The organism is Olivibacter sp. SDN3, assembly GCF_014334135.1.
In the GTDB taxonomy this organism is placed as follows: Bacteria; Bacteroidota; Bacteroidia; order Sphingobacteriales; family Sphingobacteriaceae; genus Olivibacter.
This window is the reverse complement of sequence record NZ_CP060497.1, coordinates 5,365,727-5,384,360: the sequence shown is the minus strand read 5'-3', so window position 1 is coordinate 5,384,360 and position 18,634 is coordinate 5,365,727. Positions and strand designations below refer to the sequence as shown.

Sequence of the window (18,634 nt, the reverse complement as noted above, 5' to 3'; positions counted from 1 at the left end):
AATTGTATTAACCATTAAAACACTTGTAGTATGTTGTTGAAAAATAATATACCTATACAATATGTATTAGGTAAAGTCAAGTATGATAGCGCTTTAGTTGCGGTTTATGCCGTAATAATTACCGTACTTCATGAATGGGGATTGTTTGTGGTTAATATTCCAATTGGTGGAGTTCCAGCTATTTTGGGTACGGTAATTTCCTTATTATTGGCCTTTCGTTCTAATCAAGCTTACGATCGTTGGTGGGAGGCTCGTATTATATGGGGTGCCATTGTTAACGATTCCCGTAGTTTTGCCAGACAGGTGCTTACTTTTATCGGTAACCTATATGAAACAGGTCCTTCAGGTGAATTGAAGGAACGGTTAATAAAAAGGCAAATAGCTTGGAACTATGCACTCAAAAGGTCTTTAAGACAACAGGACCCTTACCAAGAAATAAAAAGGCTTTTAACAGATTCTGATTTTGAGTTTATTCAAAATTACGATAATGTACCTAATGCCATTTTAAAATTACAGGGTATGGACATTCATCGTGCCGCTGCTGAAGGATTAATCAATCAGTTTCAGCAAATAGAACTTGAGCGGACTCTTATGAATCTAACAGACTCCATGGGTAAGTGTGAACGAATAAAGAGTACGGTGTTCCCGGAGACATATACGTTATACATACGGTTAGCTATTTATTTGTTTATCGCTGTGTTACCATTTAGTTTATTTGGGTTGTTTGGGTATGTTTCTATACCGCTAATTATAGCTATTGGAACATTGTTTCTTTTAATTGAAAAAATGGCTGTCCATTTACAAGATCCGTTTGAGAATAAACCAACTGACACACCCATGTCTACAATATCAGCAAAAATTGAGCGTGATTTAAATCAGATGTTATTGGATGATAAGGTAGTTACTGAAGAAAGCAATGACGCAAAAATAAAAGGAAAGATGTTTTATATACTTTAAAAGTACACTTTTGTAATAGTAAACTTTTGTAATAGTAATAAGTATTAGAATAAAAGAGAGGAGGCTGTATCATCAAATGAACAGCCTCCTTCTTATTATCAACTTAATTATACAAAAGGACCTTTATTAGTGTTTATACGCGAACACGTTTCCTAAGTCCGCACTACCTGTAAATGTTATGTCGAGATCAACCAATTTGCCGGTTGTAAGTTCAATAACCATTCCGTGAACTGCGAGGTCATCCCGCTCTTTCCACGCATTTTGTATAATAGTTGAAGTACATAAATTAAACACTTGCTCAGTAACATTAAGTTCGACTAAACGGTTAACTTTTGCTTCACTATCTTCGATGGCATCAATTTCATCTCTATATAGTCTGTATACATCTTTGATATGGCAAAGCCAGTTGTCTATTAAACCAAATTGTTTCTGGCTTAACGCAGCGGCTACACCGCCACAACCGTAATGGCCAGCCACGATGACATGTTTTACTTTTAATACATTCACTGCATAGTCCAATACACTTAACATATTCATGTCAGAATGGATACACATGTTAGCTATATTACGATGCACAAATACATCACCTGGCCTTGTGTTGGTAACCTGATTTGCGGGTACCCGGCTGTCGGCACATCCAATCCACAATATTTCAGGACTTTGGCCCTTGGCCAACTCTTTAAATAACCCTGTTTGATCGTTGGCTACTTCCTGTATCCAATGTTCATTTCCAGCAATGATTCTATCAAAAGATTCTTGTAGATTAACGTTGTTTAACTTTTTTGTTGGCATACTTTATTTTATTTATTAGTTTTTACTTATCCTTTTTATTCTTTTGAGGGCTGCCTTTTGATCTTGTCTTCATTAAATAGTTGATATTCGGCACCTGTCGTTTATCATATACATCGATGAGTTCCACAAACTTGCCGCTTCCAATAGCGTTTTGTTCGAAGTCCTTTATCACTTGAACGACATCCTTGTCGATAAACCTGCTGTTGGAACCATCAATTGTAATGTTGCGGATATCTTTTGGAAGGTTATATAAGGACTGCTGTATAGCTGCCTTGTTTAAGAACGACACTTCTTCAGAAAGATATACCTTCACCTTTTTCTCACCATTGATTTCTTGAATGTCATATTCAAATGGATTGCGCATATTATTGCGTAAAATATAAAAGATAGCGATTACCATTCCCACAGCTACACCAGTCAGCAAGTCAGTAAGTACAACGGCAATGATCGTGATGATAAACGGCATAAACTGATCTAAACCTCTTTTATACATGTTCGAGAATAATGCAACATTGGCCAATTTATATCCGGTAATCAATAAAATAGCCGCTAAACATGCTAAAGGTATCATGTTTATAATCGACGGTATGATTAATATGGCAAGCAATAACCATATACCATGAATGATAGTACTTTGTTTCGTTTTACCACCGGCATTGGCATTTGCCGAAGACCGAACAATTACCGATGTCATCGGTAATCCACCTAACATACCGCTTCCCATATTCCCAATTCCTTGCGCCACTAACTCCCGATTGGTTGGTGTGACTCTTTTGTACGGGTCAATTTTATCAATGGCTTCTATACTTAATAATGTCTCTAGACTCGCTACAATAGCAATCGTAAAGGCTGCAATCCAAACATCTTTATTAAGTACCTGGCCGAAATCGGGAAAAGTAAATAAGCCGAAAAACTCATTTAATGAGTTAACAATGGGAATTTCAACCATATGGTTTGAATTTATCTCTAATCCCGTATTCCTAAAAGCTAACACAAAAAGTACTCCCAATATCACTACTATCAATGGCGCAGGGACGATACTTACTCTTTTGATTTTCGGCCAAAATATCAATATCAATAGTGATATTACCGTGATTATCGTTGCACCTAAGTTCATGGCATTAAAAGCCGATTGCAATGCTATAAACGTATTTTCGCCTGTTAACTGCTCAAAACTTTCGTCCCCAAAAAAATCTGTATCATAACCAACGGCATGTGGTAGCTGTTTTAAGATAATCGTTATTCCGATGGCGGCTAGCATTCCTTCAATTACCGCAGAGGGAAAATAGTTACCAATAGTACCAGCTTTCACAATGCCCAATACGAGCTGTATAATACCTGCTATAACAACAGCTAATAGAAACGTATTGTAGGCACCTAAAGACTCTATGGCGCCAAATACAATAACTGTCAATCCTGCTGCAGGTCCACTTACGCTTAATTGAGATTTACTTATAAAGCCTACTACGATACCGCCTATAACCCCCGTTAATAAACCTGCAAATAAAGGGGCACCCGAGGCCATCGCAATACCTAAACAAAGAGGAAGTGCTACTAAGAACACCACTACACTCGCTGGTAGATCGTACTTTATATCACGTGCGGACATTTTAAAAAATGCTGAAAACCGTTTACTTGGCATATAAAATATATAAAAAAGTTGTGAGACGAATATTCTGTTTCATTTAATTTGTTCCAAACTGTTTCTCCGTTCTTATTGGGAACTGAAAATATTAAACTAGTCTTCCCATCTTGGGGCTAGCATCGTTTCCTTCGAAACTCAATCATTAAACAAATATTAGTTTAAAATTGTTGAATATCTCAGTGTTGTATTGATAATATTACTGAGGGTTTACTAAAATCGTATAAAATAATTGTTTGTTAATTTCAAATCACAAGACAGCTACCACTATAAGCAGGTTAAAATTTCATAGTGTTGTGTGCTTTAGTAAACTAACCGTTAGGAGGAGGGGTAGGAACCGAGGGGTAAAAGGATTTTATATCCCGTGCGTCATCAGGAATGAACTGTTTAACAGATAAATACCTGATAGGCGTCATGAAAACACCCAAATGGATATTGTTTGTAAAGTCTTTCGAGATATGCTCTGGTAGAACATCGGAACAACTTGATTTAGATGAATGATTTTCGATCTCTAATTGCATAATTGCCGCTATTACATGATCGCTATCATAGAGGTCAGCATATATTGGAGCAATAGAAATGGCCATTTTCAAACAAAAAATGAATGAAAATAAAGCACTGAATAACTTTCTTCTAAAGCCCCGCTGCATAAGTGAATCTGCTATTGTCGTTTATAATAATCCATTTGATTCCCGCTGCCACGAAAATAAATAAAAATTAGAACAAAACAAGATATAATAGACCACTACTAACAAAAAAATTACGAAAGAAAGACCAAAAAGATAAATAATATACTGTTCAGTTAAAAATTAGTGAAAAATGGTGTGCCGGACTATTTTTTATCAAAACTATTTATTGTTGATTATAGCAGAACCTTACTGTACAGCAATCTTTTTAAAAGCCCATATGTATATAAATGCATACTATATGAAAAATCAACTACTTTTAAATATTATTATTCAATAAAAAAGTCGACTTTTGCAGCAAATATTTTCTGTATGTAAGATTTTTATAAAAGGGAGTTTGTATGGAGAACAACTTGGACACTCTAGTAGAGCAAATAGAATTACTCATAGCTGAGGGGGAAAAGGAACAATTACAAGAATATTTAGATAATCTGAATATTTCGGAAGTTGAGGATTTGATTGATGAGCTCCCGGAGTACGGCGCTACTTTTATAGAAACGTTAAGTATAAATAGAGCAGTTAATGTTTTTAGAATACTGGATTTCCCAACACAGGAACGGATCATAAAAAAATTATCAGGTCCAAAAATTACCGAGTTAATCAATGAACTTCCTCCAGATGATAGAACAGCATTTTTTGGCGAACTTCATGGTGATGCCGTAAAGAAAATGATTATTTTAATGCCTCCGGAAGACCGCAAGGAGGCGTTGACATTACTGGGTTATCCTGAAGATAGTGTAGGGCGTTTGATGACGCCCGATTACGTAACCGTTCGTCAGGATTTTACGGTAGAACAAACCTTAGCACATATCAGAAAATATGGTAAGGATTCGGAAACTATCGATGTTATTTACGTCATTGACGAAAAAGGGGTTTTACTGGACGACATACGGATACGAGAGATTCTATTATCAGGACCGAAGACAAAAATTGAAGATCTGATGGATAACCGTTTGATAGCTTTAAATGCTTTTGACCCACAGGAAGAAGCTATCAATATATTTAGAATGAATAATCGAGTTGCCTTGCCAGTTACCGATAGGCAGGGTATTATGCTAGGTATAGTGACTGTTGATGATGTCCTTTGGATAGCAAATGAAGAATATACGGAAGACATTCAACGTATGGGAGGATCGGAAGCTCTTGATGAGCCTTATTTGGACGTCTCTATCTGGCAGCTGGTAAAAAAACGAGCTCCTTGGTTAATGGTGTTATTCATTGGACAATTCTTTACGGCTACCGTTATTGAAGGTTATGAAATGCAGCTCCAAGCTGCAGTGGTTTTAATGACTTTTGTACCCTTGATTACTTCCAGTGGAGGTAATACCGGATCCCAGGCTTCGGCATTAATTATACAGGCAATGGCAATAGGAGAGGTTACATTAGCCGATTGGTTTCGAGTCTTTCGGCGTGAATTGGTTTCTGGATTAATATTGGGACTTATCTTGGGTGCTTTGGGTGTATTAAGAATATTTGGATATCACCTCTTCGGTGAGTACGGAGAGGTTTGGTTTTTAATCAGCATGGTTGTAGGATGTTCGCTTGTGGGGGTCATTTTATGGGGGTCTTTGGTAGGCGCGATGTTACCCTTTATCTTAAGGAGATTGGGAGCTGATCCCGCTACTTCGTCAGCTCCGTTTGTCGCTACATTAGTCGACGTGACGGGTCTCGTTATCTATTTCTCTATTGCTACAGCTTTTTTGAAGGGCACATTGCTTTGAATATTTACTACAAAAAAGATTATTTATCTTTCTTTCTATAAGCGAGTAAAAAAAACTGTGGTAAAACCGTCAAACTTAACACCATGCATACTAGCAGTCCTCCGACAATCATAATGGCTAGTGGCTTTTGAATTTCAGAACCCATACCTTGAGATAATGCTGCCGGTAAAAGACCTAATGAACCCATAATAGCAATCATGAAAATAGGTCGGATCCTATCATATACCCCTTGAGAAACTGCTACTGTTAAAGGTTTTTTCATCATATATTGTTTCATTACAGAAATCAGTATGATACCATCAATTGTTCCGACACCAAATAATATAATGAATCCGATGCCCGCTGAAATACCAAAAATAGTCCCGGTGATCCAAAGTGAAAAAAAACCACCGATGAACGCAAATGGAATAGTCAACAATGAAATAAATGTGTCTCTCAGATTTCTGAAGTTCAAATATAGTAAGAACGTTATTAAGATTAACGCAATCGGCACAATGATACTCAATCGATCTAACGCCCGTTGTTGATTTTCAAAGTCTCCAGCCCACTCTAAGCTGTACGATGCAGGTAATTTAACAGATTCTTCTACTTTTTGTTGGGCCTCCTTTATGGCTCCGCCCAAATCTCGACCGCGAACAGAAAACCCTACTGCTATATATCGGGTATTGCCCTGACGATAAATAAATGCAGGGCCAGTATGATACCCTATATCTGCAATCTCATATAGCGGCACTTCAGAGTCATTGATGGATGGTACTAAGATATTCCGGATCTGCTCTTCCGTATCACGATAGGGCTTATCATACCTAATTGTAATGTCAAACATCCGTTCGCCTTCATAGAAGGTAGATACAGCCTTTCCCCCGATGGCCATTTCTACTACCGCCTGAGCGTCATTCATAGAAACACCGTATCTAGCCATACGTGCCTCACTTAAACGAATTCTTAGCTCAGGCAAACCGATATTTCTGAAGACCTTTAAATCTTCAATACCTTGAATATGCTTTATAGCTTCTGCAATACTGTCAGCAGTCTGTTCGAGTTCATACAGATCATCTCCATAGACTTTGGCAACCAATGAGCTTTTTACCCCAGAAACATATTCTTCTACATTGTCCATAATAGGTTGACTAAAACCAAAATCCACACCAGGATAAACATTTAACCCGTCCTCCATTTCTTGAATAATCGATTGCATATTCCTTCCGTTGGACCAATTGCTTGCGTCTTTTAATTGTACGTGAAACTCGATGTTAAAAAATCCAGTTGGGTCTGTGCCGTCATTGGGACGTCCAGTTTGCGTCAATACAAAAGAGACTTCATCAAAAGCATTTAGTTTGGATTTCATTTCTTTAGTAAGTCTAACCGATTCTTCAAGATTAACACTATTTGGTAAGGTTGCGCGGATATAAATGGCACCTTCATTCAACCTTGGAATAAATTCCGTTCCAATGCGTGTGAAACCAATAAGTGATAAAACTAATATCGAGGTAAATAGAACTAAAGTGGTCTTTAAGTTTTTACTTGCTAATATATACAGTTTGAAGATAGCATTCCTCACAGCGTTGGTAATGGGGTTCTCTCGATCTACAACATTTTTATTCAAGAGCAATTTACACATCGCAGGGACGTAGGTCAAACTCAAAATTAAAGATCCAAGCAACGCGTAACCCAAGGTAAAAGCCAACGGGGCAAACATTTTTCCCTCTACTTTCTGAAAGGTAAAAATAGGAATCAATGCGATAATTAATATGAGTTGTGCGAATAGTATCGATTTAGCAACCCCTCTGACATTCTTTCTAATTAACCCAGATTTGCTCAAACCGTTGAAGGTAGACATGCCAACAGCTTTTGCTTTGAGATCGAGGCTAACAAATACGTGTTCTACAATCACCATGGTTCCTTCCAGCAATAGTCCAAAATCGATCGCGCCAATCGATATAAGGTTTGCTGGTAAGCCCTGAATGCGAAGCATAAGTATGGCAAATAAAAATGCCAATGGGATTACAGATGCTACAATCAAAGTGGTCCGCCAATTGAAAAGAAAAATAAATACGATTAGAGAAACCAGAAATATTCCTTCAACCAAATTTCCTGTAACCGTGCTGATAGTCTTATTAACTAATTCTGTGCGATCATGGAACGCTTCGACATATATGCCTTTCGGTAAGATTCTGTTGTTTAAATCTTCGATACGCTCACCTAAACGTTCAATCACTTCACTTGGATTTTCTCCTCGCAACATTACTACAATGCCTTCAATGAGATCATCATTTTCATTTAACCCAGCCTGTCCAAGCCTAGGTTTACCGCTAACAGACACATCTGCAACATTTTTTACCAAAACGGGCACACCATCGATGTTCTTGATCAATACGTCTTCTATGTCACTTATTTTATCCAGTAAACCGATGCCTCTTACTGCATAAGCTTGCGTCCCTCGTTGAATAACATCTCCGCCAACGTTTATATTACTTTTTTCAACAGCATCATATACGTCTAAAGCAGAAAGTCCATAGTTAGCTAATTCCGACGGTTTTACCCGAATTTCAAATATTTTCTCTTCCCCTCCAAAGCTTACAACGTCTGCAATACCGTCGACCGAGAGAAGCTCTCGTTCAATGACCCAGTTTTGTAAAGCAGATAATTCTCGGATAGGAATCTTCTTTTTGCTTTTAATAACGTATCTGAAGATTTCGCCTGTTGCTCCGTATGGAGGTTCTATTTCTGTGTCGGCACCTTCTGGTAAGTCGACTGATCGCATGCGATTGGCCGTATATTGCTGTGCATAAAAATCATCGATTTCATCTCTGAAATTTACCGTTATCACCGAAAGACCAAACAACGAGATAGATTTTACGTCGGTTTTCCCGGGTATGGTATTCATCTCCCGGCTAATGGGTAATGTGACAAATTTCTCAACTTCCTCGGCACTTCTTCCTGGCCATTGCGTAATAATACGGGCTCTTGTATTTGTAACGTCGGGAAAGGCTTCGATAGGTGTCTGCTTATACGCGTATATGCCGGCGATTGCAAGTAAGAAGACCAAAAAGAAGACCATAATATGATTTCTTAGTGCAAAGCCTACAATTTTATCAATGAATGTTAACATTGGTTTTATTTTGGTGCGTGGAAATTTTAGGTTTTTATCAGGTTATTTTCCAATAAGTTTGTTGTACACTAGAAGGCTGTTCGTTTTTACTATTTCATCACCATCTCGGAGTTGGTTACTTGCCATATAAAAGAAATCATTGTCTTCGTAGATGGGGACAAACTCAACGATTTTCATTTCGCAATCACTTACATATTTAATCAAATGGTATGCATCAGCATCAAACACCACCGATTCATGCGGAATGGCCAGAGCATCAGACCTATTATCTAGATAGACATCTACCGTCACCATCATTTCTGGCTTTAATAGTAATGAACTGTTATCTAGTTCGATGATAGCCTTTAGCACCCTTTCCCTGGGGTCAATGACGTTCGAAATTCGATTGATCTTACCTTCGAAAACTTTCCCCGGATATGCGGTCGTTTCGATAGCTGCTGACTGCCCTGTTTTTATTCTTCCGATATAGCCGCTGTACACGTTCGCCTGAACCCATACTTTGCTAAGGTTCCCCAATATAAAGAGCGGATCATTACTGCTTTCAACCTGTTGTCCTTCAACTACGTGTTTTTCTACAATATATCCGTCGGATTTTGCTTTTATGGTTAATACGCCTTTTTCGATATCGCCACTATACAAGTATAAAACTTCATTGATTTTCTGTATTTCGGATTCCGCATTGCTAACCGCCACTTGCGCCTCCAATATTTCCCGATCAGAAGCAACACCATCCGCATATAGGTTTTGTGTGGCGCTTAATTGCCGCTGAGCAGTCTTTAAATGAAGTTGGGCTTCGCGCATGTTGGCGCTCATTTCGTTCAACTCTGCACTCCTAATTTCAAGCAAAGTCTGTCCTTTTCGCACAAAGTCCCCAAGCCTAAAATTTACTTTTTGGATAACTCCGTCAAGTATGGGGGAGAATCGATAAACCTGATCTTGATCGTAGCTAACGTTTCCGTTCAATTTTAATCGCTCATGTCGGTTTGGAGTTTTGATGATTTTTGCTGTCGTGATTATATTTGCAATATCTTTATTCATGCATTGTGATATATCGGTTTCCTTTTCAAGTGGTTGATTTTGGATATTTGATGGTTTACACGATAAAAATGTCATGCCTACAAACGCCATGGGAAAAATGATTGGTAATTTCATAGTTCAATACCTATTAAATAACTGAGTTCGTTTTTTTTCTGTTTTATATCCCTGAGAATCTGGTAATAAGATATTTTACTTTCTTTAAAAGACTCAAAGAAATCCAGAAATTCTAGGAGGCTTATGTTTCTGGAAAGAAAATTGCTTCCTGTTACGGCTTGCATTTTATCAAGCTCCTGCAAAAAGTCTTTGTCGAACTGATGGAAGAGTTCGAGCGACTGTCTAAGATTCTGAAACGCTTCATGAATACCGTTGCCTATTTTTAATTTTGTTTCCTGCAAAAGGCGTTCATTTTTGGCTATTTCCAGTTGTGCATAGCTGATATTCCCTTTATTGCTGTCAAATAGGGGGATGTCCATTGAAATACCTGCGCCAAAAAAGCTAAACATCGTTGATCCCTGACGGTCGTAGTTTACATTGAATGTTAGGTCTGGAACCCTTTTTGCTTTCTCGAGTGTTAACAGGGAATGACTTAGTTTGAGTGAACTACCGGCTACCTTCAACGAAGGATTTGAATTTTCCGCTAAAAGATATAACTGATTTAGTTCAAGTATTTCCAGCTTTCGGATCTCTGTTTCATTTAATTGGTCGGTAATGACAATATGTTGTGAGGGGGCCACCGCCATGAGCGTTTTCAGATGGCTTTCCAGCGCATTTAATTCTTCATTTTTGTCATTTATTTCTTTGAGTAAAGCTGTTCTTAACGTCTTTATTCTTAGGTAAGTGGCTTGTGAAATATCGCCAGATTGCAATTGTATTTGCTGTGCTTTTAGCAGTTTGTCAATCAATGACTTTTCTATCAATAAATCTTTTTTTATGTTTTGCAGGTAAACCAGCTCCGCTACCATAGTCCTGAATTCAGCTTTCAAGGAGAGAAGGATGTCAAATAACGTGTTCTCCGCATGTGCTTTACTGTCCATTTCCATAGCAATGTTTTTCTTTCTCTTTTGAGCAGTCAAGATAAGTTGTTCAAGCTGTAAGGTGAACTGTTGGTTTCTTCCGAAACTGCCAAATAAGGGAGGGATCTCTTCGGAAGTCTCATTCCTGTTGATGTTTACTTCGTCAATCGATAGGTTTGGATTGGGCCATGCCTTTGCTTGCTGTATCAGGGCGTCACCTTGCGCGATAGTTAAACGCTCAGCAATTAAAGACAGGTTGTTTTTTAGGAAGATTTCTTCTGCTTCAATACAATTTAATCGTAACGTATCTATCCCTTGCGCAAATGTCCATATCGGATGTAAGTATAGTACTAAGAAGAATAAAAATGGATTAACAGTCTTCATTATTTTCATGAGACTGCAAAACTATTCTTGTACCGGTTAGGTACCGCTTATAGATGCATTAGAGTTAGATTAGAGTGGAGGATACATACTTTAATGAGCTTTCCCTTACGATGAGTAGCGGTTCAAGTTTGATTTTTTTTGGAGAATTTTTATAGAAGTCTCCTTGTTTTAACATATTTATGAAGAGCTTAGCAATTTCTTCTCCCATACGGTTCGTCTGCTGATCGATGGTTGATAGTGTGGGTGTAACTAGGCTGCCAAAAGCCTCATTTGCAAATCCGATTACTCCAACTTGGTCAGGGACACTAATTTGTTGCTCCTTTAACTGCTGTATAACACCCATAGCTGTGTAGTCTTCTAAGGTGAAGATGGCATCAAAAGATATCTTACGCTGGGTCATTTCTTTCACGCAGGTCTTACCAAATTCGAGTGATAAATTACCTTTGAAGATCATCTCTTCCCTGATGGGGAGGTTATAATCCTTCAAAGCATCTAAATAACCATTTAGACGTTCTTTGAAAATGGTCAGATTCCTTGTTTCGGTGATATGCGCAATTTGTCGATAACCAGCTTGTATAAGGTGCTCTGTAGCCATGTACCCTCCCTTATAATCGTCAATGGTAACTGATGGAGCCTGAATACTGTCCAATGAGCGGTCGAAAAAAGCTAAAGGTATGTTTCTGGCAACGATATCTTCAAAGGTACGTGTATCTTCTCTATTGATCGCTACAGACGCGATTATTCCATCTACCCGTGAATTAAGTAATGTTTCGATTCCCTTATCTTCTTTCTTGAACGATTCCTGCGATTGGTATAACAATATAGAATAACCATTTTGGTTCATCACGGATTCAATACCATGTACAACTGAGCTAAAAAAACTAACGTCTAGTGAAGGTACCAGCACGCCTATGATATTGCTTTTACCCGATCGAAGAGACGAAGCGATCTTGTTTTTCCGATAGCCAAGTCGCTCCGCAGTTGCTTTCACTGCTTCCTTCGTGTTTTTGCTAATAGCAGGATGATCATTTAAGGCCCTTGCTACCGTCGAAAAGGTTATATCTAGCTCTTTTGCAATATCTAAGATGGTCACTTTCTTCATGTTATAGAGTTTTTCTGCGAGTTTGTTTATTTCTAATGATTGACCGGGGTGCTATGATTGAGTTAGCTGAAAATAGCACGAGAGTTAACCAAAAAATATTTTCATCAAAAATATACATTGCTATTGGAATTCTGATAGTTAAATTATATTTTTATGCCAACGTTAGCATTAACCTTTTGTTAAACTAAAAAGCGGTATATGTTATTATTAGGAATTGATATAGGAACTTCATCAATTAAAGTAGCGGTTGTGGATGCCACTACACAGAAATGTATTGCGTCATGCCATTATCCTGAGGATACGGAAACACCCATAATTGCTCCAGAAATTGGTTGGGCTGAGCAGTCTCCGGAGGCTTGGTGGCAACATGCACAGCATGCTATCGTAAAGTTAAATGGCAGCGGGGTTTATGATCCTCGTGATATCGGAGCGATAGGTATCGCCTATCAGATGCACGGATTGGTATTAGTTGATAAAGCAAAAAATGTCCTTAGAAATGCCATCATATGGTGTGATAGCCGAGCAGTGGAAATAGGGGATAGCGCTTTTGAGGCGCTGGGAAAAGACATTATACTCAAGAAACTTTTAAACTCCCCCAGCAATTTCACGGCAGCCAAACTGGCGTGGGTAAAAGCTCACGAACCGGCCATTTATGAAAAAATTTACAAGGTGATGCTTCCGGGCGACTTTATCGCGTTGAGGCTTACCGGAGAAATAACTACGAGCGTATCAGCTTTATCAGAAGGTATATTTTGGGATTTTCAGACGAATAGGATATCAGAAGTACTGATGGATCATTTTGGGTTTGACCATGATTTAATACCAACCATTAACCCACTATTTGGTATACATGGTCTTGTTAGCAACGAAATAGCTGGAGTATTAGGTTTAAAACCTGGAATTCCGGTGAGCTACAAAGCTGGTGACCAACCAAATAATGCGCTTTCTTTAAACGTATTAAATCCGGGCGAAGTAGCCGCAACAGCGGGAACTTCCGGAGTAATATATGGTGTAAGCGACAGCATGGTTTATGATGATAAATCACGTATAAATACTTTTGCCCATGTTAACTATTTGGCTGATGATCCAAGGGTAGGGGTTCTACTTTGCATTAATGGAACGGGAATTCTAAATCGATGGGTAAAGGAACAATTCGGGCAAGGTTTAGATTATCCGTCGATGAACGCTGTTGCTGCTGAAGTTGCTGTGGGCAGTGATGGTTTGAGAATTATGCCCTTTGGTAACGGGGCAGAAAGAATGCTGGAAAACAAGCTTTTGGGGGCACAGATACTCAACCTCGATTTAAACAAGCATAATCGAGCACATATGTTTAGAGCCTGTCAGGAAGGCATTGCTTTTGCTTTTCGCTACGGTTTGGATATTATGAGAGCGAACGGTATGTCTCCAAATGTAATAAGAGCAAGTAAAAGCAATTTATTCCTGAGCGAGCTATTTGTTGAAATTTTTGTCAACGTAACCGGCGTACCCATTGAGCTATACGAGAATGATGGCAGTGTCGGTGCAGCTTTGGGCGCGGGTATAGGTGCGGCCTTTTTTGGCTCTCCCAAAGAAGCCTTCGCGACAATAAAACCGCTTAAAACCGTTATACCTTCTGGGAGTATATGTTATGAGAAAATTTATCAGCAGTGGCTAGATTTGCTGAACAAACAGCTTATATAAATTTAATAGTTAACAAAAATAAAATCTACAAAACTATGTCTATAATTCTTGGAGAAAGAGAATACTTCAAAGGTATTGGGAAAATTAAATACGAGGGGCCGAAGAGTGACAACCCTTTGGCTTACCGCTGGTATGATGCTGAGCGCGTTATCGCTGGAAAAACGATGAAAGAGCACTTACGTTTTGCCGTAGCTTACTGGCATTCGTTTAATAGTACGGGTGCGGATCCTTTTGGTGGTCAAACGTTATTTTATCCTTGGGATGAAAGCAAGGACCTTATCCATCGGGCAAAAGACAAAATGGACGCTGCATTTGAGTTTTTCACGAAAATAGATCTTCCTTATTATTGCTTTCACGATGTAGATATGGTAGATTATGGTGACGATGTCTCAGAAAATGAAAAACGCTTACAAATATTGGTTGACTATGCCGTGCAAAAACAACAGTCAAGTGGTGTAAAACTTCTTTGGGGAACCGCTAACTTGTTCAGCCATAAGCGTTATATGAACGGTGCAGCTACAAATCCAGACTTTAAAGTGGTTGCTCATGCCGGGGCTCAGATAAAGGCCGCATTAGATGCAACAATTGCACTAGGAGGAGAGAACTATGTTTTTTGGGGAGGTAGAGAAGGGTATATGACTTTGCTTAACACACAGATGAAAAAGGAGCAAGATCATTTAGCAAGAATATTGCATATGGCAAAAGACTATGCCAGGGCACAAGGCTTCAAGGGAACGTTTTTTATCGAACCTAAACCTTGTGAACCTACTAAACATCAATATGACTATGATGCTGCAACCGTAATCGGTTTCTTAAGAGAACACGACCTGCTTGACGACTTTAAACTGAATCTTGAGGTTAATCATGCCACATTGGCCGGGCATACTTTTCAACATGAACTTCAGGTAGCAGTTGATGCTGGCTTGCTGGGATCTATTGACGCCAATAGGGGCGATTACCAAAACGGTTGGGATACTGATCAATTTCCGAATAACATCAATGAATTGACAGAGGCTTTATTGATAATTCTCGAAGCCGGAGGATTTGGCGGAGGTGGAATTAATTTTGACGCTAAAATTCGCCGAAATTCGACAGACCCAGTTGATTTATTTTATGCCCATATTGGTGGAGCAGACACTTTTGCGAGAGCATTAATTGCTGCCGATAATATTTTGAAGCACTCTGATTATAAAAAGGTTCGGCAAGATAGGTATGCATCCTTTAATGAAGGAGAAGGTAAAGCATTTGAAGAAGGAGCTTTGAGTCTTAATGACTTAAGGAATTTAGCCGTAACTTTTGGAGAGCCTGAAGTCATAAGCGGGAAACAGGAATTTATGGAAAATATCGTCAATCGGTATATCTAGATTTTTGATTTGCAGTGGTTAAGGAAGGGAACATTAAGTTTACCTTCCTTTTTGCATTTCGGTAAATTAGTGATATCTTAACCCATCAGTTATCAGCATATTAACAATTATATCAATAGAAAGATGAAAACAATCAAAGGTCCCGGAATATTTTTAGCACAATTTTTAGGAGACAAGCCACCGTTTAATACTTTAGATGCCATCTGTGAATGGGCCAGTGGTTTAGGTTTTAAAGGGGTTCAAATTCCCACTTGGGCAACATCTTATTTTAATTTGCAGAAAGCAGCTGAGAGTAAAACATATGCCGAGGAGGTAAAGGGTGTTGTTAATAGCCATGGTTTGGAAATTACAGAGTTGTCTACACATTTACAGGGGCAGTTGGTGGCAGTTAACCCCGCATATGATAAGCTTTTTGATGGTTTTGCACCAGAAGCTTATCATAATAACCCGAAAGCGCGCACAGAATGGGCCGTACAACAACTAAAATATGCAGCAAAAGCTTCCGAGCATCTGGGCCTTTCTGCCCATGCTACGTTCAGTGGGGCCCTGCTTTGGCATACCGTATATCCCTGGCCACAACGGCCGGCAGGCTTGGTAGAGGAGGGCTTTAAGGAACTGGCAAGTAGGTGGATGCCTATACTTCATGCATTTGATGAAGCTGGTGTTGATCTGTGTTATGAAATTCATCCCGGAGAAGATTTGCATGATGGTGTAAGTTACGAGATGTTTTTAGAGAAAGTGAATAATCATGCCAGAGCGTGTTTACTCTACGATCCTTCTCATTTTGTATTGCAATGTTTGGATTATCTAGCCTATATCGATCACTATCGCGAACGCATAAAGATGTTCCACGTTAAAGATGCAGAGTTTAATCCTACCGGCAAACAAGGTGTTTACGGAGGTTATCAGGGATGGGTGGAACGTGCCGGAAGATTTAGGTCCCTGGGCGACGGACAGGTTGATTTTAAATCTGTTTTCAGCAAACTGACAGCCTACGATTTCGATGGGTGGGCGGTGATGGAGTGGGAGTGTGCTTTGAAACACCCGGAAGATGGGGCTAAAGAGGGAGCTACCTTTATAAAAGACCATATTATTAGGGTTACAGAAAAAACATTTGATGATTTTGCTGCTACGGGAGTTGACGAACAGTTGAATCGTGAAATATTGGGTATTTAAAAAAATAGAAGCTCCAAGAATGTTTAGTTATACCTTGGAGCTTCTATTTTTTGAAGATCATTTACAGGAGATAATTTAAACTGAGGTTAAACCACCTACCTGGTAGCGGTATGGTAGATGCTTCTATATAAGTGATGTCAAAAAGATTGTTTGCGTCAAAATATACGCCGTAGCTGTTATGCTTATACCCAACTTTTATATCAGTCAAGAAATAATTCCGGTAGCTTATTCGTTCTACGAAACGCTGTGCGATACTGAAGGAGAAATGAGTCGAAGTAAATGCTAAATTGGCTATTAGCTGATGCCTTAGACTTTCAATGGCATATTTCGATAGTTGATCGTTTGTGAATTCGCTGCTGATTTCTGGTCGCAGATAGGTGTAAGCCAAGCTACCGAGCCACTTAGATGTTTCCTTATTGTTAAACCAAACGCTACCGCTGAAGGTTACTCCATGTGTTCGATTACGTAGGAAATTGTAAGGTGTCCAATTTTCATTAACAGAAGGTCTGGTCCAGTCGATGAAATCATTTATTTCTCTAAAGAAATAATTTGTCTGAAGAAACCATTTTTCGCTACTATGTTTTATTCCCGCCTCCGTGTGCCATGCATTTTCCGATGTTAATTCAGGATTCCCGATATTACCTCCTCCGTTCGTATAAAGATCGGTAAAAGAGGGAATGCGTTGCCCGGTCCCCGTATTAACATAGAGTTTCCAAGAGGAAGATAAATCGTATCCAACATCCAAACCAGGATATACCTGCCAACCGAAATCACTGTTATAATTAACGTATGCACCTAGGTTTAATGATAAATTGTTAACAATATCTGTCCTATATTCACTATATAGACCATAATTGTTCCTTTCTCTGTCACCCATATTACTGCTACGAAGGAATTCGTTTCTCATCTCTAGCCCTGCTCCAAAAACGCCTATTGTTGTTGTATAGGTAGTGTTTAGTTCAGTGTTGATTACATGGGAATTATGCAAATTCCTGAATAAATTTAGATCGTGCTGGTTATATCTATAGTCATCATGATTATATCTATAATTTAAACGTGGGTTAAACTTCCATCGATCGTTCATTTGTATTTTATAGCCAATAGCAGCTAATGCGGTCTGAACTATTTCCCTAGCTTCCTTATCGTTCGGTGGCGCATAAAAAGCATTTGCGCCAAAATCATTGAATGTATATCCGCCCATGAAATCCCAGATTCCCTTACGGCTATTTTCGATATTTCCCTGATAGAAAATTTTATTGTTGTTAAAAGGTGTATTATAACGATAGCCATTACCCGAATCATGGCTTCCATAAATAAGATGATTTGTGCTGGTATTGGCCCACCCAGCGCCTAACTGTATACCTCGACCATGGTAAATTCCCTTGTCTTCTTCGTTTGATTTAAAACTAGAAGCGCCATTAACGGTTATTTCATAGGTTGTGTTTGACGGTTTACGGGTAACGATATTGATTGCTCCTGTGAGACTGTTTATGCCGTAAATGCGAGCTGCTGGTCCTCTGATAACCTCTATTCGTTCAATGGCCCCTATGGGAATTGGAATGTTCATATTGTGGTGTGCAGTTTGGGGATCGCTTGTTTTTACACCGTTAATCAAGATCATCGTTTGTTCAAAAGTACCACCGTCAATTCCAATATCTGCTTGTCCTCCCCACGGACCCCTCTGCCTTACGTCGACTCCCGGTAGATAGGTAAGCAATTCCCCTACAGATCGCGCAGGGAGCGTTTTTATTTGTTCTCTCGTGAGGATATTGATATTACGGTTTTGTTCGGCAAAAGGTATTTGCAAGCGGTTCTCGTAAATGATAACCTCATTTAGTGGAGTAAATGCTGTGTCCAGGTCGTTGATATCTTGTTGTGTCATATCAAAACCACTGGTTGTTTGTCCAGATACGTAAATATAATTTAACAATATCCACACACAAGGGATAACGATTCTAATCATGGGT

At 38.9% G+C, this 18,634-nt stretch carries 13 protein-coding genes; 5 read left to right on the top strand and 8 right to left on the bottom strand.

All coding sequences use genetic code 11. From position 1 onward, the window contains the following. Nucleotides 1-30: 30 nt before the first annotated feature. The gene (locus H8S90_RS22640; protein ID WP_187340058.1) at nt 31-957 is read left to right on the top strand and encodes a bestrophin family protein; all 927 of its coding nucleotides are present in this window, start codon (nt 31-33) and stop codon (nt 955-957) included. A 126-nt stretch (nt 958-1,083) separates the two neighbouring features. Here H8S90_RS22640 and H8S90_RS22635 read toward each other — a convergent pair whose 3' ends face one another. The 3 genes from H8S90_RS22635 to H8S90_RS22625 form a co-directional block, all read right to left on the bottom strand. Further along, the gene (locus H8S90_RS22635) at nt 1,084-1,749 is read right to left on the bottom strand and encodes a carbonic anhydrase (RefSeq protein ID WP_187340057.1); all 666 of its coding nucleotides are present in this window, start codon (nt 1,747-1,749) and stop codon (nt 1,084-1,086) included. A 22-nt stretch (nt 1,750-1,771) separates the two neighbouring features. Beyond that, the gene (locus tag H8S90_RS22630; RefSeq protein WP_187340056.1) at nt 1,772-3,391 is read right to left on the bottom strand and encodes a SulP family inorganic anion transporter; all 1,620 of its coding nucleotides are present in this window, start codon (nt 3,389-3,391) and stop codon (nt 1,772-1,774) included. A gap of 311 nt (nt 3,392-3,702) precedes the next feature. Further along, nucleotides 3,703-3,978: a hypothetical protein gene (locus tag H8S90_RS22625; RefSeq protein ID WP_187340055.1), complete on the bottom strand. Its 276-nt coding sequence runs from the start codon at nt 3,976-3,978 to the stop codon at nt 3,703-3,705. A 440-nt stretch (nt 3,979-4,418) separates the two neighbouring features. On the opposite strand from H8S90_RS22625, the gene mgtE reads away from it, so the two are divergent. Continuing rightward, nucleotides 4,419-5,798 carry a magnesium transporter gene (mgtE, locus tag H8S90_RS22620; RefSeq protein WP_187340054.1) on the top strand — a complete coding sequence of 460 codons (1,380 nt, stop codon included), beginning with the start codon at nt 4,419-4,421 and terminating at the stop codon, nt 5,796-5,798. 19 nt (nt 5,799-5,817) lie between these two features. On the opposite strand, the gene H8S90_RS22615 is transcribed toward mgtE, so the two are convergent. The 4 genes from H8S90_RS22615 to H8S90_RS22600 all read right to left on the bottom strand — a co-directional run bounded on the left by H8S90_RS22615 (nt 5,818) and on the right by H8S90_RS22600 (nt 12,447). Next, the gene (locus H8S90_RS22615; RefSeq protein ID WP_187340053.1) at nt 5,818-8,910 is read right to left on the bottom strand and encodes an efflux RND transporter permease subunit; all 3,093 of its coding nucleotides are present in this window, start codon (nt 8,908-8,910) and stop codon (nt 5,818-5,820) included. A gap of 42 nt (nt 8,911-8,952) precedes the next feature. Continuing rightward, nucleotides 8,953-9,948, bottom strand: a complete 996-nt coding sequence (locus H8S90_RS22610; protein ID WP_187340052.1) for an efflux RND transporter periplasmic adaptor subunit — start codon at nt 9,946-9,948, stop codon at nt 8,953-8,955. A 110-nt stretch (nt 9,949-10,058) separates the two neighbouring features. Continuing rightward, nucleotides 10,059-11,345 (bottom strand): TolC family protein, encoded by a 1,287-nt coding sequence (locus tag H8S90_RS22605; protein WP_187340051.1) that lies wholly within the window; start codon nt 11,343-11,345, stop codon nt 10,059-10,061. A gap of 64 nt (nt 11,346-11,409) precedes the next feature. Then, entirely contained in the window at nt 11,410-12,447 is a 1,038-nt protein-coding gene (locus tag H8S90_RS22600; protein WP_187340050.1) for a LacI family DNA-binding transcriptional regulator, read from the bottom strand. A gap of 198 nt (nt 12,448-12,645) precedes the next feature. Between H8S90_RS22600 and H8S90_RS22595 the strand changes: the two genes are divergently transcribed. The 3 genes from H8S90_RS22595 to H8S90_RS22585 all read left to right on the top strand — a co-directional run bounded on the left by H8S90_RS22595 (nt 12,646) and on the right by H8S90_RS22585 (nt 16,667). Next, entirely contained in the window at nt 12,646-14,127 is a 1,482-nt protein-coding gene (locus tag H8S90_RS22595) for a xylulokinase (protein WP_187340049.1), read from the top strand. A gap of 35 nt (nt 14,128-14,162) precedes the next feature. After that, nucleotides 14,163-15,491, top strand: a complete 1,329-nt coding sequence (xylA, locus tag H8S90_RS22590; RefSeq protein WP_187340048.1) for a xylose isomerase — start codon at nt 14,163-14,165, stop codon at nt 15,489-15,491. 123 nt (nt 15,492-15,614) lie between these two features. Beyond that, complete coding sequence (locus H8S90_RS22585) at nt 15,615-16,667, top strand: sugar phosphate isomerase/epimerase (protein WP_187340047.1); 1,053 nt, start codon at nt 15,615-15,617, stop codon at nt 16,665-16,667. A gap of 61 nt (nt 16,668-16,728) precedes the next feature. Here the strand turns inward: H8S90_RS22585 and H8S90_RS22580 are convergent, their stop codons facing one another. Next, nucleotides 16,729-18,630: a TonB-dependent siderophore receptor gene (locus H8S90_RS22580; RefSeq protein ID WP_255501702.1), complete on the bottom strand. Its 1,902-nt coding sequence runs from the start codon at nt 18,628-18,630 to the stop codon at nt 16,729-16,731. Nucleotides 18,631-18,634: the final 4 nt, after the last annotated feature.